Annotated in this window: 19 protein-coding genes and 1 pseudogene; 12 read left to right on the forward strand and 8 right to left on the reverse strand. The window is 60.3% G+C overall.

From position 1 onward, the window contains the following. Position 1: 1 nt before the first annotated feature. Genes TQ38_RS28275 through TQ38_RS28295 form a run of 5 tightly spaced genes read right to left on the reverse strand, consistent with a single transcriptional unit; the run spans position 2 to position 3,349 of the window. Entirely contained in the window at positions 2-1,309 is a 1,308-nt protein-coding gene (locus TQ38_RS28275; protein ID WP_052505798.1) for a TraB/VirB10 family protein, read from the reverse strand. Then, positions 1,309-2,124 carry a type-F conjugative transfer system secretin TraK gene (locus tag TQ38_RS28280; protein ID WP_043976507.1) on the reverse strand — a complete coding sequence of 272 codons (816 nt, stop codon included), beginning with the start codon at positions 2,122-2,124 and terminating at the stop codon, positions 1,309-1,311. Before TQ38_RS28280 ends, TQ38_RS28275 begins: the two co-directional genes overlap by 1 nt. Then, positions 2,121-2,684 carry a type IV conjugative transfer system protein TraE gene (locus TQ38_RS28285; protein ID WP_043976505.1) on the reverse strand — a complete coding sequence of 188 codons (564 nt, stop codon included), beginning with the start codon at positions 2,682-2,684 and terminating at the stop codon, positions 2,121-2,123. Before TQ38_RS28285 ends, TQ38_RS28280 begins: the two co-directional genes overlap by 4 nt. A gap of 1 nt (position 2,685) precedes the next feature. After that, positions 2,686-2,970: a type IV conjugative transfer system protein TraL gene (traL, locus tag TQ38_RS28290; RefSeq protein WP_043976504.1), complete on the reverse strand. Its 285-nt coding sequence runs from the start codon at positions 2,968-2,970 to the stop codon at positions 2,686-2,688. A gap of 58 nt (positions 2,971-3,028) precedes the next feature. Beyond that, positions 3,029-3,349 (reverse strand): hypothetical protein, encoded by a 321-nt coding sequence (locus TQ38_RS28295; protein ID WP_043976660.1) that lies wholly within the window; start codon positions 3,347-3,349, stop codon positions 3,029-3,031. Between the two features lie 325 nt (positions 3,350-3,674). Here TQ38_RS28295 and TQ38_RS28300 point away from each other — a divergent pair, with 325 nt between their 5' ends. Next, a complete protein-coding gene (locus tag TQ38_RS28300) occupies positions 3,675-4,088 on the forward strand; it encodes a hypothetical protein (RefSeq protein WP_043976502.1) in 414 nt (137 codons plus the stop codon). Positions 4,089-4,159: 71 nt separating this feature from the next. Then, complete coding sequence (locus TQ38_RS28305) at positions 4,160-4,687, forward strand: hypothetical protein (RefSeq protein WP_052505797.1); 528 nt, start codon at positions 4,160-4,162, stop codon at positions 4,685-4,687. An 18-nt stretch (positions 4,688-4,705) separates the two neighbouring features. On the opposite strand, the gene TQ38_RS31590 is transcribed toward TQ38_RS28305, so the two are convergent. Next, complete coding sequence (locus TQ38_RS31590) at positions 4,706-5,374, reverse strand: lytic transglycosylase domain-containing protein (protein WP_370059844.1); 669 nt, start codon at positions 5,372-5,374, stop codon at positions 4,706-4,708. Positions 5,375-6,019: 645 nt separating this feature from the next. Between TQ38_RS31590 and TQ38_RS28315 the strand changes: the two genes are divergently transcribed. The 9 genes and pseudogenes from TQ38_RS28315 to TQ38_RS28350 all read left to right on the forward strand — a co-directional run bounded on the left by TQ38_RS28315 (position 6,020) and on the right by TQ38_RS28350 (position 14,978). Further along, a complete protein-coding gene (locus TQ38_RS28315) occupies positions 6,020-6,766 on the forward strand; it encodes a LuxR family transcriptional regulator (protein ID WP_043976500.1) in 747 nt (248 codons plus the stop codon). A gap of 78 nt (positions 6,767-6,844) precedes the next feature. Further along, entirely contained in the window at positions 6,845-7,474 is a 630-nt protein-coding gene (locus tag TQ38_RS28320; RefSeq protein WP_043976498.1) for an acyl-homoserine-lactone synthase, read from the forward strand. Then, entirely contained in the window at positions 7,471-8,376 is a 906-nt protein-coding gene (locus tag TQ38_RS28325) for a phytanoyl-CoA dioxygenase family protein (RefSeq protein WP_043976496.1), read from the forward strand. The genes TQ38_RS28320 and TQ38_RS28325 overlap by 4 nt, the downstream gene beginning before the upstream one ends. A 149-nt stretch (positions 8,377-8,525) precedes the next feature. Beyond that, positions 8,526-8,771 carry a hypothetical protein gene (locus TQ38_RS30345; RefSeq protein WP_162792460.1) on the forward strand — a complete coding sequence of 82 codons (246 nt, stop codon included), beginning with the start codon at positions 8,526-8,528 and terminating at the stop codon, positions 8,769-8,771. A 793-nt stretch (positions 8,772-9,564) separates the two neighbouring features. Further along, positions 9,565-11,526, forward strand: coding sequence for a cellulase family glycosylhydrolase (locus tag TQ38_RS28330; RefSeq protein ID WP_043976494.1), 1,962 nt, complete (start codon positions 9,565-9,567; stop codon positions 11,524-11,526). Between the two features lie 291 nt (positions 11,527-11,817). Continuing rightward, positions 11,818-12,359, forward strand: a pseudogene (locus tag TQ38_RS28335) (family 1 glycosylhydrolase); the annotation flags it as partial. Positions 12,360-12,422: 63 nt separating this feature from the next. Further along, positions 12,423-13,600, forward strand: a protein-coding gene (locus TQ38_RS28340) for an IS3 family transposase (RefSeq protein WP_113941902.1) whose coding sequence is annotated in 2 segments (ribosomal slippage) — positions 12,423-12,687 and positions 12,687-13,600 — 1,179 coding nt in all. Because the reading frame shifts where the segments join, the coding sequence is not laid out codon by codon here. Between the two features lie 194 nt (positions 13,601-13,794). Further along, positions 13,795-14,082: a hypothetical protein gene (locus TQ38_RS31595; protein ID WP_370059856.1), complete on the forward strand. Its 288-nt coding sequence runs from the start codon at positions 13,795-13,797 to the stop codon at positions 14,080-14,082. After that, positions 13,971-14,978: a Tn3 family transposase gene (locus TQ38_RS28350; RefSeq protein WP_162792462.1), complete on the forward strand. Its 1,008-nt coding sequence runs from the start codon at positions 13,971-13,973 to the stop codon at positions 14,976-14,978. The genes TQ38_RS31595 and TQ38_RS28350 overlap by 112 nt, the downstream gene beginning before the upstream one ends. A gap of 37 nt (positions 14,979-15,015) precedes the next feature. On the opposite strand, the gene TQ38_RS28355 is transcribed toward TQ38_RS28350, so the two are convergent. Together TQ38_RS28355 and TQ38_RS28360 are read right to left on the reverse strand one after the other, a co-directional pair. Further along, positions 15,016-15,453: a GNAT family N-acetyltransferase gene (locus TQ38_RS28355; protein ID WP_052506064.1), complete on the reverse strand. Its 438-nt coding sequence runs from the start codon at positions 15,451-15,453 to the stop codon at positions 15,016-15,018. Between the two features lie 84 nt (positions 15,454-15,537). Further along, a complete protein-coding gene (locus tag TQ38_RS28360; protein ID WP_043981077.1) occupies positions 15,538-15,813 on the reverse strand; it encodes an HU family DNA-binding protein in 276 nt (91 codons plus the stop codon). A 261-nt stretch (positions 15,814-16,074) separates the two neighbouring features. Between TQ38_RS28360 and TQ38_RS28365 the strand changes: the two genes are divergently transcribed. Continuing rightward, the gene (locus tag TQ38_RS28365; protein ID WP_370059845.1) at positions 16,075-16,446 is read left to right on the forward strand and encodes a hypothetical protein; all 372 of its coding nucleotides are present in this window, start codon (positions 16,075-16,077) and stop codon (positions 16,444-16,446) included. Positions 16,447-16,490 lie beyond the last annotated feature (44 nt).

Here is a 16,490-nt window from a genome sequence, read left to right on the forward strand (position 1 = left end):
CTCAATTTCGAATGAAGGTTCCATCGAGGAAGACCACCTCGACATCGGCGCCGGTCGGCATTTCTATGACCGGCTGATATTGCTCGGCGCGCTCAATCAGGTAATCGGAAACGGTATCGCCGGCCTTTGAGATCCCTTCGCCAAGACCGCCCTTGACGATGTCGCCAGCAGCCAGTTGCTGGCGCTCGCCATCGACACTGAGGTTGGTGCCGGAAAAAATGGAGTTGGCGTTAGCGCTGAAGCCACGACCGAAACCGCCCGCCATGCCTGCCAGAAAGGCCTGACCGATAAGCCCGCCTTCGCGGCTGACCACGCGGCCGCGAAGGCCGACCTTCCCGCCGAACGAGATGAAACCCTTCACCTCGGAGACTGCATAGCGCCCCCCAGCCTGGGGGCAGGTCATGCGCTGCAGCTTCACGTAGACCTTTTCTGACGAAAGGTCGCCATAGGCTGCTCCATTGACCATACATCCTTGCACCTGCGTTCGCAGGAGCTTGCCTTCCGCGAATACGGAACGCGCAGGTCCGGTTATGCGTAGCAGCACCGGCAGGGGATCGCTCTGGCTGCGCACATTGGTGGCCGCATCGACGCCGACCACGACCTTGGCCTGTGCGATCGAGTTGGGCGGAAGATAATTGGGACTATCCGTATAGGCGGCTGCCTGCTTGCCGCCGGCATCAATCCTGTTTCCGTCGACGGCGGGGACACCGGCTGCGGGAGCGGCGCCGAAGGAGACCAACTTCACTTCGTTGCCGTGCGAACCGCCGATCGGACCAGGCATTCCCAATGCGCTCGCTGCGGCAATCGGACCAGGAGCGGTCGGACTCCGCAGCCCGCCATCGATCTCACGCTTGAGCTGGTCGTTTTCGCGCTGGTAAGCGTCAAGCACGCGCGTGGCATCGGCTTTCATCTGCTGGTTTTCCTGGCGCAAGCTGTCGAGTTCAGCCTGGACCTGGTCCATCCGCGAGGCCGTGCGATCCATACCCTTCAATTTATTGCCCTGCGTGAGCAGTTGGTGGTCGTACATCGTCATCCAGTCGCGCTCGGCCTGTTGCCGGTTCAAGAGCGCATCGGTGGAAATCTGAGTTTTCTGGGTGGGGACCTCGGCAGGATCGTGGCTTACCTCGCCGTCCGCCAGGACGTAGTACATGGCCGCCAGGCCGATGATCGCAACGCCACCGAACAACGCCAGCTTTTGCCGGCGCTGCGCCGACGCATTTTCTCCGATCATGCCGTTTTGATCGACAATCTCGTGCTCGCTCGACCCTTGGCTATCCAAGTTCTTTGGCGTCCGCTTGAGAAAGTCCATTACAGGTCTCCTGCCGGTAGCACGACGTAAGCGCCGGTCGTCTGTCCCGGCCCAAGCGAGGAATTGGAAACGCTGACAGCGATCGCACCGCGCGAAGCTACAATGTCCTCGCTCAGAACCATGGGCTCTTTCCCCGCGTTCTGAACGCGAAGGACCTGGCCGGTCAGCAGAAGTCCGCGATACTCACTGACCAACTGAACCTTCAGTCCGCCTACGTTGACCGCCGCGCGCGGCCGATCGCGGATCTCGAACCCAGGTAATGGCTTCTGTTCGAACATGGCGCGTACGAGGGCCAGCACCTGTTCGTCGAATGGCAGTTCGCTGACAGCGTAGGCCGCTGGTTGTTCAGCAGGCTTCTCGGCCTGCCCATTAGCGACGAAGACCTGCTTCGCGTCGCTCCCGCCCACCTTGCATGTAAATTTGTACACGAAGCCTTTTCGTGTTGTGCCGAAAAAGGAGATCGTCGAACGGGTGTAGCCCTCCGGGACCGAGATGTAGACATCGCCGCGCGTCGGCTCATGTACGACCGAAAAATCTTCGCTCGCCCTACCTGCACTCACTTTTGAAACCGCAGCAAATTGATCGTTTCGCAGCGAAATGCGCGTCAGATCCTGCCTCGACGCCTCACACTCGACCGCCCCGTTGTCAATGGCTACTACAGTCTGATCCGCAAGCGCGGGCGTGACTGATATAAGCCCCCATCCCATAACGCCGGCGCCCAGCGCCCTGCGGCCCATGCAGTTCATCGATGACGCCAGCGCAGTCCCGAAGATCACTGCGCATGCGGGAACGACATTCGGCAGGAGACCTGTCATGGAGCTTCGTCCTTCTTTAGGACGACGCCGAAGCCAAGCAGCTTCAGACTCAGTCCTTCGTATTTCCATTTGAAGCGGAAAGTGCGTTGCTCGCGGCGTACGTCGCGCGAGGCGACTACGGTATGCAGAACGCCCCCTATCTCGCTCGTCAGGGTTCCCGGATCTACCTGGATCCAATCGATGGTAAGGAACTGCGTCACCTGCGAGCCTTGTTGCTCCGCCACGATGGCCGCCAGCTTGGCTTTCAAACCGCCCCGCGCCTCGGGGGCCGTGATCGCCAGGATTGCATCCATCCAGTACTGAAGGGTCTCGGGCGATCGATTGAGGGTGAGCAACGCCGCGTCGCGGGTTACAGCCTCCAGATAGTCGCGCGACACGCCGCCCGACGAAATCGACATCTGCTTTGCCACGACCGGCTGCAGGATCACTTCGCGGTCCGGATTGGTTGCAACGACAGTGAGCGCGATGCAGGTGCCAAACAGCGCCAGGCATGCCAGGCCCAATAGGTTGCGCTGCCTGAGGGTGTTTTGCGACTGCTCGTAAGCGAAGGCGTGATCCATGTCAGCCTGCCAGGACGCGCAAGTGCGAAGGCGGGGCGACCTTGAGGCCGAAGAAGCCGCCTGGCAGATGCCAGTAGGCAAAGTGCAGCACCCAATGCATCGAGCGGCCGGCTCGGAGTTTGCGATAACCGAACCAGGCTGCGACAGCGGCGATCAGTCCGATCACGATATGCTGGCTCAGGATGCCCCACGTGAACGGAATGACCATGACGAGGAACTCGTCGAGCGTCCAGAACCCGATGAGTTCCGGGTCGTCCAGATGCTTTGGAATACTGTAATGGTCCATAAGGCCGCCCCTTGTCTGGGAAACGCCCGCCCCATGAGGCAGAGCGCTTCCGCGACATTCAGATCGTCGCCGAGATGGTCGACGTGACGATGGGGATACCCGTACCTGCTCCGACACCGACGCCGACGGGAATGGCGACCTGGCCGAGGCTGAAGCGACCGGATGCAAGGCCCACGATCCCCCCGGCCAGCGACAGCACCGTGATGATCTTGCCGCCGGAACCTTCGAGGAAGCCGGTAAACTGTGTGAGGGCCGTATCGAAAGTGGTGTCGGTGCCGGCCAAAGCCGGAGTGGCCGCCGCGATCAACCCCGCTGCGCAAACCGCCGCGGCGAGCGCGATCCGATTGCCCGTATCGCCCTTTAACCCATGTACGTGCATGATGTCCTCCTGTTCGGTCGAGCAGCGCAATCGCATGCCCATCAGAAGGGTCGCTTTGGCGGCCGCGCCGCGACAAGCGCGGAATGTAAATCCCGGCCTGCCGCCCGTTTTCACCGGCATTCTTCTGCGATTAAGCGCCCCCTCGTCCCACATCGCCGGACACGCATCCCGGATGGCGGGACAGCGCTGTCCCCGAGTTTCGGACGGCTGTCCCGCTGTCCGGGACGTCACTATTCGGTGTCCGCTTGGTCCGGACAGACTTGCCGATTCGCAGTTCATGAGATCTAAGATGGGTTACAGGCTCGTTATGCGAGGCACGATAGGCATGGCCGTAGATCACCAGCAAATTGAACTGAACGTATCGGAGTTTCTGTTCCGCCTGACGACCGAAAGCCTGCGGGTACGGTCGAACGAAGTACTGCGTCCGCAGACTGTCGACGAGCTCGTCGAGCACCTGCTGACATCGAACGAGGCAACCACATCGCAAAGCCAAGTCGCCGTGATCCGCGACCATCTCGCGACGATCCCGAGCATTGGGGATGTGAAGCTGCCGGTTGCGTTTACCAGCGAGACGGCGAGCTGCCTGGCTAAGGCCAAGCGGTCGCTGTCGCTCAGGCTGGAGAAGCCGGTCTCGGACGCTGAAGCGATTTCCGTCCTGATGTTCGAATACATCGCCGCCAAGAAAGCGATATCGCTCCTGCAAAAGCTTGGAGTCATCTCAGACGGGGCGCCACATTGAACGCCAGGCTTGCATCCGGACGTTTATTCGATTTATCTTTGACCAGTTTCCATATCCCGAGGGGGCACTCTATGGGGGACTTCACGCAAATTCATGAAGCTTCGCCAACTATTGCTGGTGGCGAGCAGATGCATATCGATGCTCATCTTCAATGCGAACAGATGGCGAGTATTGAACTCGTCCGAGAAGCCATGGGAGCTAAGAAGCTGACGATCCGTGATCTCGCTATCCAGTCCGGCATCCACAAATCTCGATTAGGTGCGGTCCTTCATGGAACTCCGGAGAAGCGCTCGCTGGTGACGCTGCCTGAGTATCAACGCATCCTCAAAACGCTTGGGATCAGCTTGATCCAAGCTTCAGTGAAGATCGAGGCCAGCGTTCATGCAGATGAAAACACCAGGACACTGTATGAGCTCCTGGCGCGTTTGTATGTGCAGATCCCGCCCCAGGTCATCGCCGCGCTCGACGAACTCAATGGAATCGATACGTCGATCATCCGCGAAGATTGGTCAGGCCCCCTGACGCAAGCGATTACCAAAAAGCTGGTGGACACGATCCTCGGTATTCAAGGCCGACGCGATGCCTTGGCGCAAATCTGACGAGCAATCCCGCCGCCATCATTCGAACACCGCGACTGTAGCAATACTTGGAGCAGCAGGAACTTCGATCATTGCATCCGTGACGTAATGTCCCGGACTCGTTCGAGCACCGCTAAGCCGGCCCCAGTTGTGAAGGATCTGAGAGACGTAGGCTTCGGTTTCGGCAATGCGCGGGACCCTGCCGCCCTGAACGCGGCCGGGGCCGGCATTGTAGGCCGCCAAAGCGAGGTGATAACGCCCAAACCGGTCTACCTGCGATCGTAGATAGCGGGCGCCTCCTCGCAGATTTGCCTCTTCATCGTACCGATCCACACCGAACGCCGCGGCCGTCCCGGGCATGAGTTGCGTAAGGCCATAGGCATTGCGAACCGAGATCGCCTCGGCGCGATACCGGCTCTCCTGGATAATCAACGCGTCAAACAAGCCGACTGGAACCCCGTATTCGCAGGCCACCCGGCTCATCAACGGATAGACGCGCGAGCGCCGGATTTCAGCATCCGCGCGAAGGAAGCCCGTCGGCCGGTAGGTGACCATGCGGCAGTCTGCGGGTGACCTTCCGGGTAGCTCCGTCCTGCTATCGCCCGGCAGCATCCACAGAGGCACCGCAGTGCCGCCGGGCCCGATCTTCGGACTGATCACGCGATCCTGCGAGATCTCCTCCTGCTCAGGATGACCCGCAAGCTTCATATCCCGATCTGGTATGTTTCCCCGGGCCTGAGCCGCGCCCGGGCCCTGCTTCATCGCGGCAGGCAGGACCACTACCGCCCTTCGCACGCCCCTAGCGATAACCGTCGCTTCGTCCGCCTGGTTCGAAGCCGCCGCTGACGAACGCAGCGAGGTCGGCGCCATAGTTCCGCCCCATGCGCGATCCCCCGCAGGCGAAATGGATGACGTCAGGAGGAGGATTCCGGTAACGCCCGGATAAAATATGCGTCGCATCGGCTTCCTCCATCGGACCAGTCGTCCGAATGGAAACGAGGCACCGCTGGCATGTCAATAACGCTTGCGAAAGACATCCGATTGGCAGGCAAGCGGTCGGTGCCGGCAGCCCTGTTACCCGCTACCCTGCAAGAAAATACCAGACGTCAATGCGCCTGAACCGACGATATATCGGCAGCGGGGGAAGACAAACGTGCGTCACATATGTCACTATCCCGTTGTCGTTCTTATCGAATCTTTCGGCGACAGAGGGGTGGGTCGCGCCCCCAACCATTCCGGAAAAAAGTCCGACATTTTAAAACCTGGGCAGGGATACTCGCAACGTCGAATGAACTGAGGAAGGATTTAAAAGTCTGAAAGGCCGTGTCCCTGCTGTTTTTCCAAGGAAACAGTATGTACATTGGTCCAGAATTATCGCTTTTCATCTCGCGCTGCGCAGAAGTCCAAAGCGAAGCAGAGATAAAAGATCTCCTTACAGAAGCCGGCATCCTGCTGAGGTTGCCGAAGTTCGCGCTCGTCAGCCATGTCGATCTGCTTGCAGAGGGAACTCGGGCTGTGGCCATATCCAATTATCACGATGACTGGATTGATCGAATCCTTAGCCGTCGGTACTATCTCGACGACCCACTCCATGCCGCCAGCACGCGCGTCCGAATGGCGATCGCATGGCACGATGCATCCAAATTCGTTCAACTAACCGCCCGTCAGACAGCGATACTCGCAGAGGCCGAAGGGTTCGGCCTCTATGATGGAATCACGATACCGATCCACTCGCCAGGTGAATTCAGGGGCACCTGTTCATTTGGGGGAGGCCAGCGCTTGCTCGTCACTGCTGAACTCCTGGCGGTCGTGCAACTCGTAGCTGTATTTGCCTTCCAAGCGGCACGCCGCGTCATCCACCAAGCCGCCTATCTTTCACGCCCGCCGATACCTCTTCTCAGTCCGCGCCATGTCGAATGTCTCGGCATGGCGGCGGCGGGGCTCAGCAACAAGCAGATCGGCCACCGGCTCGGACTGGCCGAGGATACGGTCCATAAATACATTCAAGAGGCGATGCGGCGATACGGGATTGGGAAGAGGGGCGCCTTGATCCTTCGCGCCGTGTTCGATGGACAGATCTGCTACAATAACGCGGCCTGATATCCCTTTTTTGGGGTATTGGAGACGGTGCGCCTTTGGCCGATGCTTTGTCCATCACGAAGCACCGGAGAAAAACCAATGGCGCCCGTCATTTACGACGGCGGGAGCGCGAACGACGACGCGCTCCTCGCCCAAATGTTTCTTGAACGCAAAAGGGTCTTCATCGACCTCCTGGGCTGGGACCTCCCGGTTCGCGACGACCGCTTCGAACTCGACCAGTTCGATCTGCCCACCACGCGCTATGTCGTGTGCGCGAGCGATCAGGGTGAACATCTCGGATCGTTGCGCCTGATACCCTGCGACCAGCCGTACTTGCTTGGGGCAATATTCCCCTCCCTGTGTGCGGATGCCCCGCCGTCCTCGCCGGACATCTGGGAAATTTCGCGGCTATGTCTGTCCCGCTCGATCCGCGCAGCAGATGGGCTCAATGCGCGCAACTGCCTTGCCACCGCACTGGTCCAACTTGCCCTTGAAGAAGGCATAGTAGGTTACTGCTGCGTCGCGGACGAGGTCTGGGGCGCTCAAATCCAGACGTTTGGATGGCGCTGTCGTCAACTCGGCGACGCACAACAGTTGTCGACCGGCTCAATCGGCGCGCTGCAGATCGCCATCGATGACGACACACCCGAACTGTTGCGGCGGACGGGCATCTGGCGCGCGGACACGCGGGCATCGCGCAACGTGGTCGCCATGGAGGCGGGAGTATGACGGGGCCTCAATTCGCCGCGGCCCACACCGCGCGCTTGCGAAAAGACGGCTTCACGATTCTCGAAGGGATTTTGGATCGCCGAACGATCGACCGGGTTTCGCGGGACCTTGATCCGCACTTCGCCACAGCGCCACTATCGCAAGGAGTCTTCTCTGGCGAGGATACCCGCAGGTTTGGACGACTGCCTGTGCGATCGTCAGCGACCCATGCGCTGATCGAGCATGCCGGCATTCTTGCGCTGGTCGAAGAAATGTTGGGACCCTGGTGTGATCGCTTCGTCTTGAACCTGACGCAGGCGATCCAGCTGGAAGCTGGCTCTATCGAGCAGGTTCCGCACCGCGACCAGGATATGTGGACTCTCAGCCGCCACCTGCCCCCCGCCAGCGGCATAGAATTGCTGGTCAACGTTATGTGGCCATTGACCGATTTCACCGATGAGAACGGCGCTACCCATATCTGGCCGGGCAGCCACAGGGATCCGCACAAATTGATTCTCGACCCCGACTTGGCCGTGAGAGCCCAGATGAAACCTGGCTCGGCCCTCGTATTTCTTGGATCGACGCTTCATGCGGCCGGCGCAAATCGCGCGCAGATCCCGCGGCGCGGCATTATCATTAGCTACTGCCTTGGGTGGCTCAAGCCCTATGAGATTCCGTGGTTAGCTTATCCTCCCGAGATAGCCCGTAAGTTTACCAAGACCCTCGCGGCGCTAGCAGGCTACAAAATCCACCGCCCCAACCTCGGTGTGTTCGAGGGCCGTTGCCCATCCACGCTGCTCGATGGAACTCATAGCGGCGGCGCCATCGATGCCTTGCTGCCAGACCAGGAACACCTGATCACGGCCTGGCGCAATGGCGAGATCACCCACCTCGACGTCCTGACAGGCAACGCGTCGCAGTGACGCCAGACAACGAGAAAGACGCAGGGAGGCCGTTGGACGGGGGTGCGCTTCACGCCCGGCGTGTCAGTGCTTGTCGATCGCTCATCATCGAGCGCACGCTTGTCTCAGAACGTCTCGGCACGAGGGCTTTTCCCAATCCACGATGGGACGTGGTACTCGATCTGCTTCTCGCTACCCTTGAAGGAAAGCAGTTCTACCAGTCCTGGCTCGCGCCGCACGCTCCTCCCGCTAACGCCCATCGGCATTCTGCCAGGCTTGAGCAATTAGGGATCATCCAACGCACGCCGGACCATTTCGACCATCGCCGCGTAATCGTAGAATTGAAGCCCGGGGTGCTGGGCATGATGGAAGAGATACTCGATACGCTCGCTGTTCATTGGCCAAACGACCGATAACTTTGCAGTGACGGTTTTGCATCGTCATGTTCACCACCACCCGGCGCAATCGGATCAATCAACGGCGCGCACTCTGCTCCGTCCCAGGTCCTGCAGGCGCAGTTCGATATCGCTTCAATCCAGCCCCTTACGTCGTTTCAATCGCGGCGCGATGCCCCGGCATCTCACGGCAAAAGCTAAGTGCCGTGACTCTCTCATGAGTTCACGAGCTGCACAGCCGACAAGTGTCACCAGAGCGATGATGACTCATCGGCGATGCTCAATTTGGTATGATTAGCCGGAGCAGAGCGGCTACCGCCCCGACAATCCGCGTCCTTTTCCAGCTTTTTTTCGCTTTTAGTGGACCTGCAGCATTTTCGCAAATAGGTAGTGTGCGTTCGATTTACGAAATTTCGGTTTCGGGGGGCGCTGTGTAGCGAGCGCTGTGCGGCGCGAGAGCAGCCTCCGCTTTATAAGCGCGGTTGGGTCGGCGCTTGCCCATCTGGTTCGGTAAAATGAGGATTCGTCTATGCCTGCACCCAATTAAGATATCGCCGGTCAGTTCTGGGAGCTTTCTGGCAAAACGCTGCCTACCCGGTGCGATTCGCGACTTCTGCCTGCCCCGGAAAGCTGAACGATTTTCTTGAACGCGTGATGCTGTTTATGCATTTTTAGGCCATCATTACATAGGAGAATAGTTTTTGACTAACTTATAGATAATTATCTTATGAACTAAAGGCATCGGACCAGCGCAACTGGCCTGGACTGCTCAAGCGCCGCACAAGATGTGACCAGGTCCGACGGGATCGAGAGGATGATGATGCAAAACCGAGTTGCCCTTCTACTTGCCGGCTCGCTGATGATGATGCCAGCGACCGCTCTCGCCCAAGCGCAGTCCGCATCCGCCAGCATTGCGCAGAAGGGTCGGTGGTTCGTCGATCCTGCCGGCCGCGCCGTCACCATCCGTGGCGGCAATGTTATGCTGCCTGAAAATCCCCTTGATCTGAATAAGGCAGACCGCTGGACGCCGCAGACGCCGCAGCGCATGGCGGAACAGGGTTTCAATGGCGTGCGCTTGGTAATCTTCTTCGACCAGTTGATGCCGAAACCGGGCGCGATCAGCGGCGCCTATCTGGACCGTATCGCAAAGGCTGTCGCCGCCTATAAGCAAGCGGGCATCTATACCTTGATCGACTTCCACCAGGATCAATATGGCCCGCTGGTCGGCGGTCGCGGCATGCCCGACTGGGCGGTTTTCTCCGACGGCTTCAAGAAGATGCCCGGCATCGAGTTCCCGGTCGGATATTTCAAAGATCCCGCGGTGCAGCGGTCCTTTGACAATTTTTGGAAGAACCATTCCGTAGCGGGCACAAGCAAGGGCGTGCAGGAGCTTTATGTTGATGGGCTTGCCGCCGTGGCACGGCATTTCCGCAACGAATCCAGCGTGCTCGGCATCGACATCTTCAACGAGCCAGCTACCGGCAGCCGCTGCGCCGTGCCCGATCCGGCCCAAGCGGATTGCCCGGAGCTGGAGCAGGAACTGCTCAAGCCCTTCTATGAAAAGGCGGCAAAGGCGATCAACGCCACTGCGCCGCGCATGATGGTGTTTGTGGAACCTTTCATGCTTCAAGGCGCGCTGGGTACGCCGATCAAGACACCCATCTCCGGCAAACCGGGGACGCGCGCGCTCTCCTTCCATAATTATGGTCCGATCAAGGCGACACGCGACAGGGTGAACGATGGCGCGCTCGCCCATGCCACTGTCAGCGACGCGGCCATAATCAACACCGAGTGGGGCTTCACCAACGACCCGGCCGAGATCGTCGGTCAAGCCGCAGACTTCGATGCTCGCCACATTTCCTGGCTTGCCTGGACGCGGGGCGCGTTCGAGGCACTGGTCGATCCCAGCCTGCCCGACAAGGGCAACGGCAACCGCGTGGCCCTGCTGCGCGCCTATGCCCGCCCTTATGCGCAGGCGACCGCAGGCACACCTGACGTTCTGCACTTCGACGCTGCCAAGGGCGTTCTCACGTATCGTTACACGACGACTCTACCCGGCGGACGTAAGGCAGGTGCTAGTGCGACCGAAATTCGGATCCCCGCCATCCAATATCCGCACGGCTATAAGATCGTAGTCGATGGGGGACGAATTCGCTCCGCCAAAGATGCGCCGATCCTTCTCATCGCAAACAAGGCAGGCGCCGCACAAGTGACCGTTACCGTGTCTCGCGTAGGGGATCTGCCGCCCCTTCCTGTCTCCAAGTCGGCGCCTGACCGCAGCGAAGGCGCGCTGCGTGCCTTGCCCCCTATTCCGAAAGGGCCGCTGTCGAGCACCTCGCTGCTCGGCCACGTTGTGGTCACACCGGGAGGCCGCGACTTGCTGGACCGGGAGGTTCCGGGGATGCTCCAGGGCATGAGCCATGTCGCTGGCTGGGAAAAAATGACTCTCGCGGGCGTACAGCAATTTGCGCCCGCCATTCTGACCCAGCAGAAGCTCGCGACTATCAGTGCGGGGCTCGCCAAGCTTAAGGTCACGCCCGGTCCGGTGACGGTGACCGGGGCCAGCCACCTGAGCGTGGACTCGCTTACCAGCGACCTTATCGCTGATCCACGCGCCCGTGCTATCCTCGACCGGGAAGCGCCAGGGCTGAGCAACTCGAGCAAACAGGGACTTTTCCCGCAAACTCGGCTGCGCAATCTTCAGCCCGAACTGCCCGGCATCCTAACCGACCCCGTGCTCGCTCGTATCGAACGGGCGTTGGCAACGTTGAAGTGAGCCAGCGCTGCCAGCACGACATCGCCCGCAATATCGGTGAGTGCTGATGCGGAATAACTGCGCAGGTCGTGGCGAAGGCCAAGGTGATCTCGACCGGAAGGCTTCGCCCTTTTCCGTAAGGCCTTCGTCAACACAGCCGTTAAGCGCAAATGAACTGATCCCTACCAAGCGCAACGTCCAGGAAATTTAAGCTAACCGCCGCCATCGTGCGCGGTCATCACAAAGGAAGACATCGCGATGATATCACGCAGAAACCTGATGGCGACCGTCGGAGTGACGGGTGCGGCCGGGATGGCCGCTCCGCTCATCCGAGGTGCGCCACACGAGCGTCGCTTTCCAAAGGACTGTTGGGGCTGCGCTACCGCCGCCTATCAGATCGAGGGGGCGGCAAAGGAGGATGGCCGCGGACCTTCTATATAGGACGTGTTCTCGCGCACACCGGGAAAGATCGCCAACGGCGACACCGGCGATGTGGCTTGTGACAGCTACCATCGCTATCCGGGGGATACCCGCCTGATCAAGGATCCTGGACCAGGCGCCTACCGCTTTTCGCTTTTATAGTCTCGCATCTTTCCGACGGGCCGGGGCAAGCCCAATCGCAAGGGCGTGGACCATTACAAGCGTGTCGTCGACAACTTGCTGGATAACGGTATCGAACCCTATGTGACGGTGTTCCACTGGGATCTGCCACAGCGCTACCGGGCGGTTTCCAGTCGCGTGGCACGGCCGAAGCGTTTGCCGACTACGCGGGCTATATGGCGCAACAGCTCGGTGATCGGGTCAAAACGTTCACGGCCACCAACGAACTGCGCACGTTTGTGGACCCGGGTTATTGATCTGCCCCCCGCTGAGTGGCCCAGAGACTATGATAGTCTGGACCATGAAAGGGGCATTGAATGCCGAGCAAGAAGCACAAGCCGGAAGAGATCATCGGCAAGCTGCGTGAAGTTGAGATTGTGCTAGCGCAGGGAGCCTCGACTGCCGAGGCATGCCGGCGGATCGCGGTCAGCGAGCAGACCTATTATCGGTGGCGCAAGGAGTATGGCGGCCTGAAGACCGATCAGGCGCGGCGGATGAAGGATCTGGAGAAGGAGAACCAGCGGCTGCGCCGGGCGATCTCGGACCTGACGCTGGACAAGCTGATCCTGCAGGAGGCTGCACGGGGAAACTTCTGAGCCCCGCGCGGCGGCGGCGCTGCATCGATCAGGTACGACGGGATCTGCCAGTCCGGGTATCCGAGCGACGGATATGCCGGGTGCTGGGTCAGCATCGATCGACGCAGCGCAAGATGCCGCGCGGGGCAGATGACGAACAGGCACTGACCGAGGACATCATTGCATTGGCGAAGCAATATGGTCGTTACGGCTACCGCCGGGTCACGGCGTTGCTGTGTCATGCAGGGTGGACGGTGAACCATAAACGTGTCGAGCGGATATGGCGGCGTGAAGGACTGAAAGTCCCGCAGCGCCAGCCAAAGCGCGGGCGTCTATGGCTCAATGACGGATCGTGCATCCGCCTGCGGCCGGAATATCCGGGACATGTATGGGCCTACGACTTCGTCGAAGGGCGCACGCATGATGGCCGCAAGTTCCGCATCCTGACCATCATCGATGAGGCCAGCCGGGAGTGCCTGGCGCTCGTCGTGGCGCGTCGGCTCAGGCATGAGGATGTTCTGGCGGCCTTAGCCGACCTGTTCATCTCGCGCGGCCCTCCGGCACATATACGGTCCGATAATGGCAGCGAATTTATCGCGACCGCCGTCCAGCAATGGCTGGGGCAGATCGGCGTGAAGACGCTCTACATCACGCCGGGATCACCATGGGAGAATGGCTATAACGAAAGCTTCAACGGGTCGCTTCGCGACGAACTGCTCAACGGCGAGATCTTCTACAGCCTCGCCGAAGCCAAGGTGCTGATCGAAGCTTGGCGGCGGCATTACAACACCGTCCGCCCGCATAGCAGTCTGGGATACCGACCACCGGCACCGGAAACAGCGACACCGCCATATCCGGCCTCCGGTTCCGCTTCGCTCCACCTCCGACCGGATATGGCGGCGATGGGCTTAATCCACTAACAAACCAAACGGTCCACTCGGTGGGGGCAGATCATTATCAGGAGGGTACGCACGCCCCAGGCCTGCAGGTTGCCGAAGGTCCGCTTAAGGAGGTCCGCCATATTGCTTTGCTCACGGATCCCGCGACCGACAGCACTCGTACGGCGCTGTTCGCCGCCATTGGCGCTGTACAGCTTCCGGAAGTCATTGTCGCAGTGGATGCGCGCACCGGCTTCTCTTCGCTGCTGCTAGGGCGAGAGGCTGCCGGTGCTGACGAACTGCAAGCACTTTATGCCGCAATTCTCGCGCTGGGCACCGATAAGACCGCCGCCGAGATGGCCCGGATGGTGGACGGGGTCAGCGATGATCGAATAGAACTGCGATGCGGGCGATGGAGGACAACGGCCATTTGCGCGCTGCCAGCGACGCTGTGGCCGCGGAAATGCTCGCCACGCCCCTTGCCGTGCATTGGGGCTCGGGTGTTGCTGCTTCGGCAGACATGATGAGCCTCGATGCGACCCGCAGGCTTTGGCTCTCTCGCATCGAGCCCCGCCGGAGGGTCCCGGCGATCGGCACCTACACCCACATTAGCGACAGATGGGCTGTGATCTATGACCAACCTGTTCTGCTCAACGAACGGCAAGCGGGCGTCGCCATTGAAGGAGCTTTGAAACAAAACATCATCGCAATCCAACGTCTCGCCGTTGACACGCATGGCTTTACGCACTTCGCGATGGCAGCGGCCAAGCTCCTTGGCCTCGATCTTGCTCCACGCCTGGCAGATCTTGCGAGCCGCAAGCTGTTTCTGCCGCACGACGTCAGCGTGCCTGCGAGCCTGGAGCCCATGGTTGAGCGGGTTGGGGTGAGCCGCGCTGCCCGGGAAGGTTGGGATGGCCTGCTCCATTTAATCCTGTCGCTTGAGAATGGACATGGCTCTGCGGCAACGATCATCGCACGGCACGGCAGCGCCGCGAAGGGCATGCCGGTCTACGAAGCCGGGACGCTACTTGGCAAAGTGCTGCGCAGCTTGTTCTTGCTCGACTATCTTGTAAAGCCGGTCTTCCGCAGGGAGGTACACCGCGTCCTCGGACAAGGCGAGTCGGTGCACCAACTTCAGCGCGCCATCTTCGCCGGTCGAATTGAAGCCAAGCACGCGCGTAACTTTCGCGAGGTTGCCGCGACCTCCGGAGCCCTTACCCTGCTGACCAACATCGTCATGGCCTGGAACACCGCGGCAATGCAGAAAGTGGTCGACCGAGAGGGCGCGGATCGGTTCCCGGCCGAGCATCTCGGGCACATCGCGCCGGTAGCCTTCCGGCATATCAACATGCACGGAAAGCTGCACTTTCCCATTGAGCGCTACGCCGGCTTCGCAGTAGCGGGACGACGGAGAGCTTAGGCTTCAAAACCTGATTCCAAGTTAAGTCATTGATTTATCACGCAACATGTTCTACGCAAGACAAGCAAGCCATTGATATAGCGATCTTTTTCCTACCGCTACTTTCTGCGAAAGCGGTACGGGAACCCCGTTCACGGCATCCCATGCTGCGCGCCCAGGCCTCGACTGCTTCGATCAGGCCCCGGCCGACGCCGAGCCGGCGGCTGCTCTCGGCGACGTATAGCCCTTCGAGGAAGGCGACCGGACTGGTGTCGCAGCCATTGACGTAATCACTGCGCAGTGCCGCTTCGGCAAAGCCGACAGCCTCGCCCGCGGCATTGCGCCCGAGGAAGCCGACCAGTGAGCCTGGCTCAGACAGCGACTCCATGAGATCTTCGCGGTGGTCGGCCGCGTAGGCGACCGGCCAAAGCGCCGTTCGCAGATTGGCCCAGTCGTCAAGGTTGTGTTCGCCAGCTACTTCAATCCGAACCATCATGCCGAACGCTCTTCCATCGCTATCAGGGTCGGACGAGGTTTGCAGTGCGGCGCTCCAAGGTCCAGAGCGCCGCACTGCCTCAGATCAGCCGTTCAGCTTGTCCTTCACCGCCTTGGCGGGCGTGAACGCGAGCTTCTTCGATGCCTTGATGGTCATGGCCTCGCCGGTCGCGGGATTGCGGCCTTCGCGCTCTGGCCTGTCCTTGACCTTGAATTTGCCAAACCCATTGAGCGAGATTTCTTCGCCCTTGCTGGCCGCCTCGGCGATGGCGTCGAACACGCCGTCTACAACCTTGCGCGCATCAGCCTTGGTCAGGTCGTGAGCCGAGGCGATGGCGTCGGCGAGGTCATTGTTGCTCATTCGTGTTCGACCTGTCGAAGTTTGAAATCGTTCTGCGCCCGCGCGTCAGGCCAAGTGGCGACCCGCGCTAGCCCCGCCAGCATGGCCCAAACCCGCCGCAGATCAACCGTTCGGCGGGCACCCGGCACTGCTGTGCCGCCGCTTTTCCACAGACTATGGGGCGACGACAGCATTCGCAATGAGAGTTTGTTCGCGCGATTTCTATTGATGACCGATTCCGCAAATAACCGCCTGTGGCACTTTACCCGCCGGTAACCCGATATGTTCCAGCCCGATCTTTTCACGGCCGTCGCAGAGCCGGTGACCTCAGCTGCAGCTTCAACCGGTCCCCTCACATTGCCTGGAATGCTCCGGCGTTTGACTGATGTGTGCGAACGCCCGCGCTACAGCTTCATGGTGCTGCATTTGATTGCCCGGGCGAGTTCCACCACCGGGTCCGCTGGCCCTTACGTTCGCGAAGGGGGCAAGCTGGTACCGATCAGGGAATGGCTGTGCGACGCCCTGATGCCGATCGCGCACCAAAACTCCCGGCGAGCGGCGGTGATCGATAGAGTTCGCTGTGACTTGCTAGCGCGTGGTTCGATGCCAGCCGACGCCGATCAAGCGGAAGCGCTCGTCCGCGAGACGGTTTAGCAACGTCTTCGTCATTCCGCCCTGACGAACGTTAGCCGGGCAGT

This window comes from Novosphingobium sp. P6W (genome assembly GCF_000876675.2).
Classification (GTDB): Bacteria; Pseudomonadota; Alphaproteobacteria; order Sphingomonadales; family Sphingomonadaceae; genus Novosphingobium.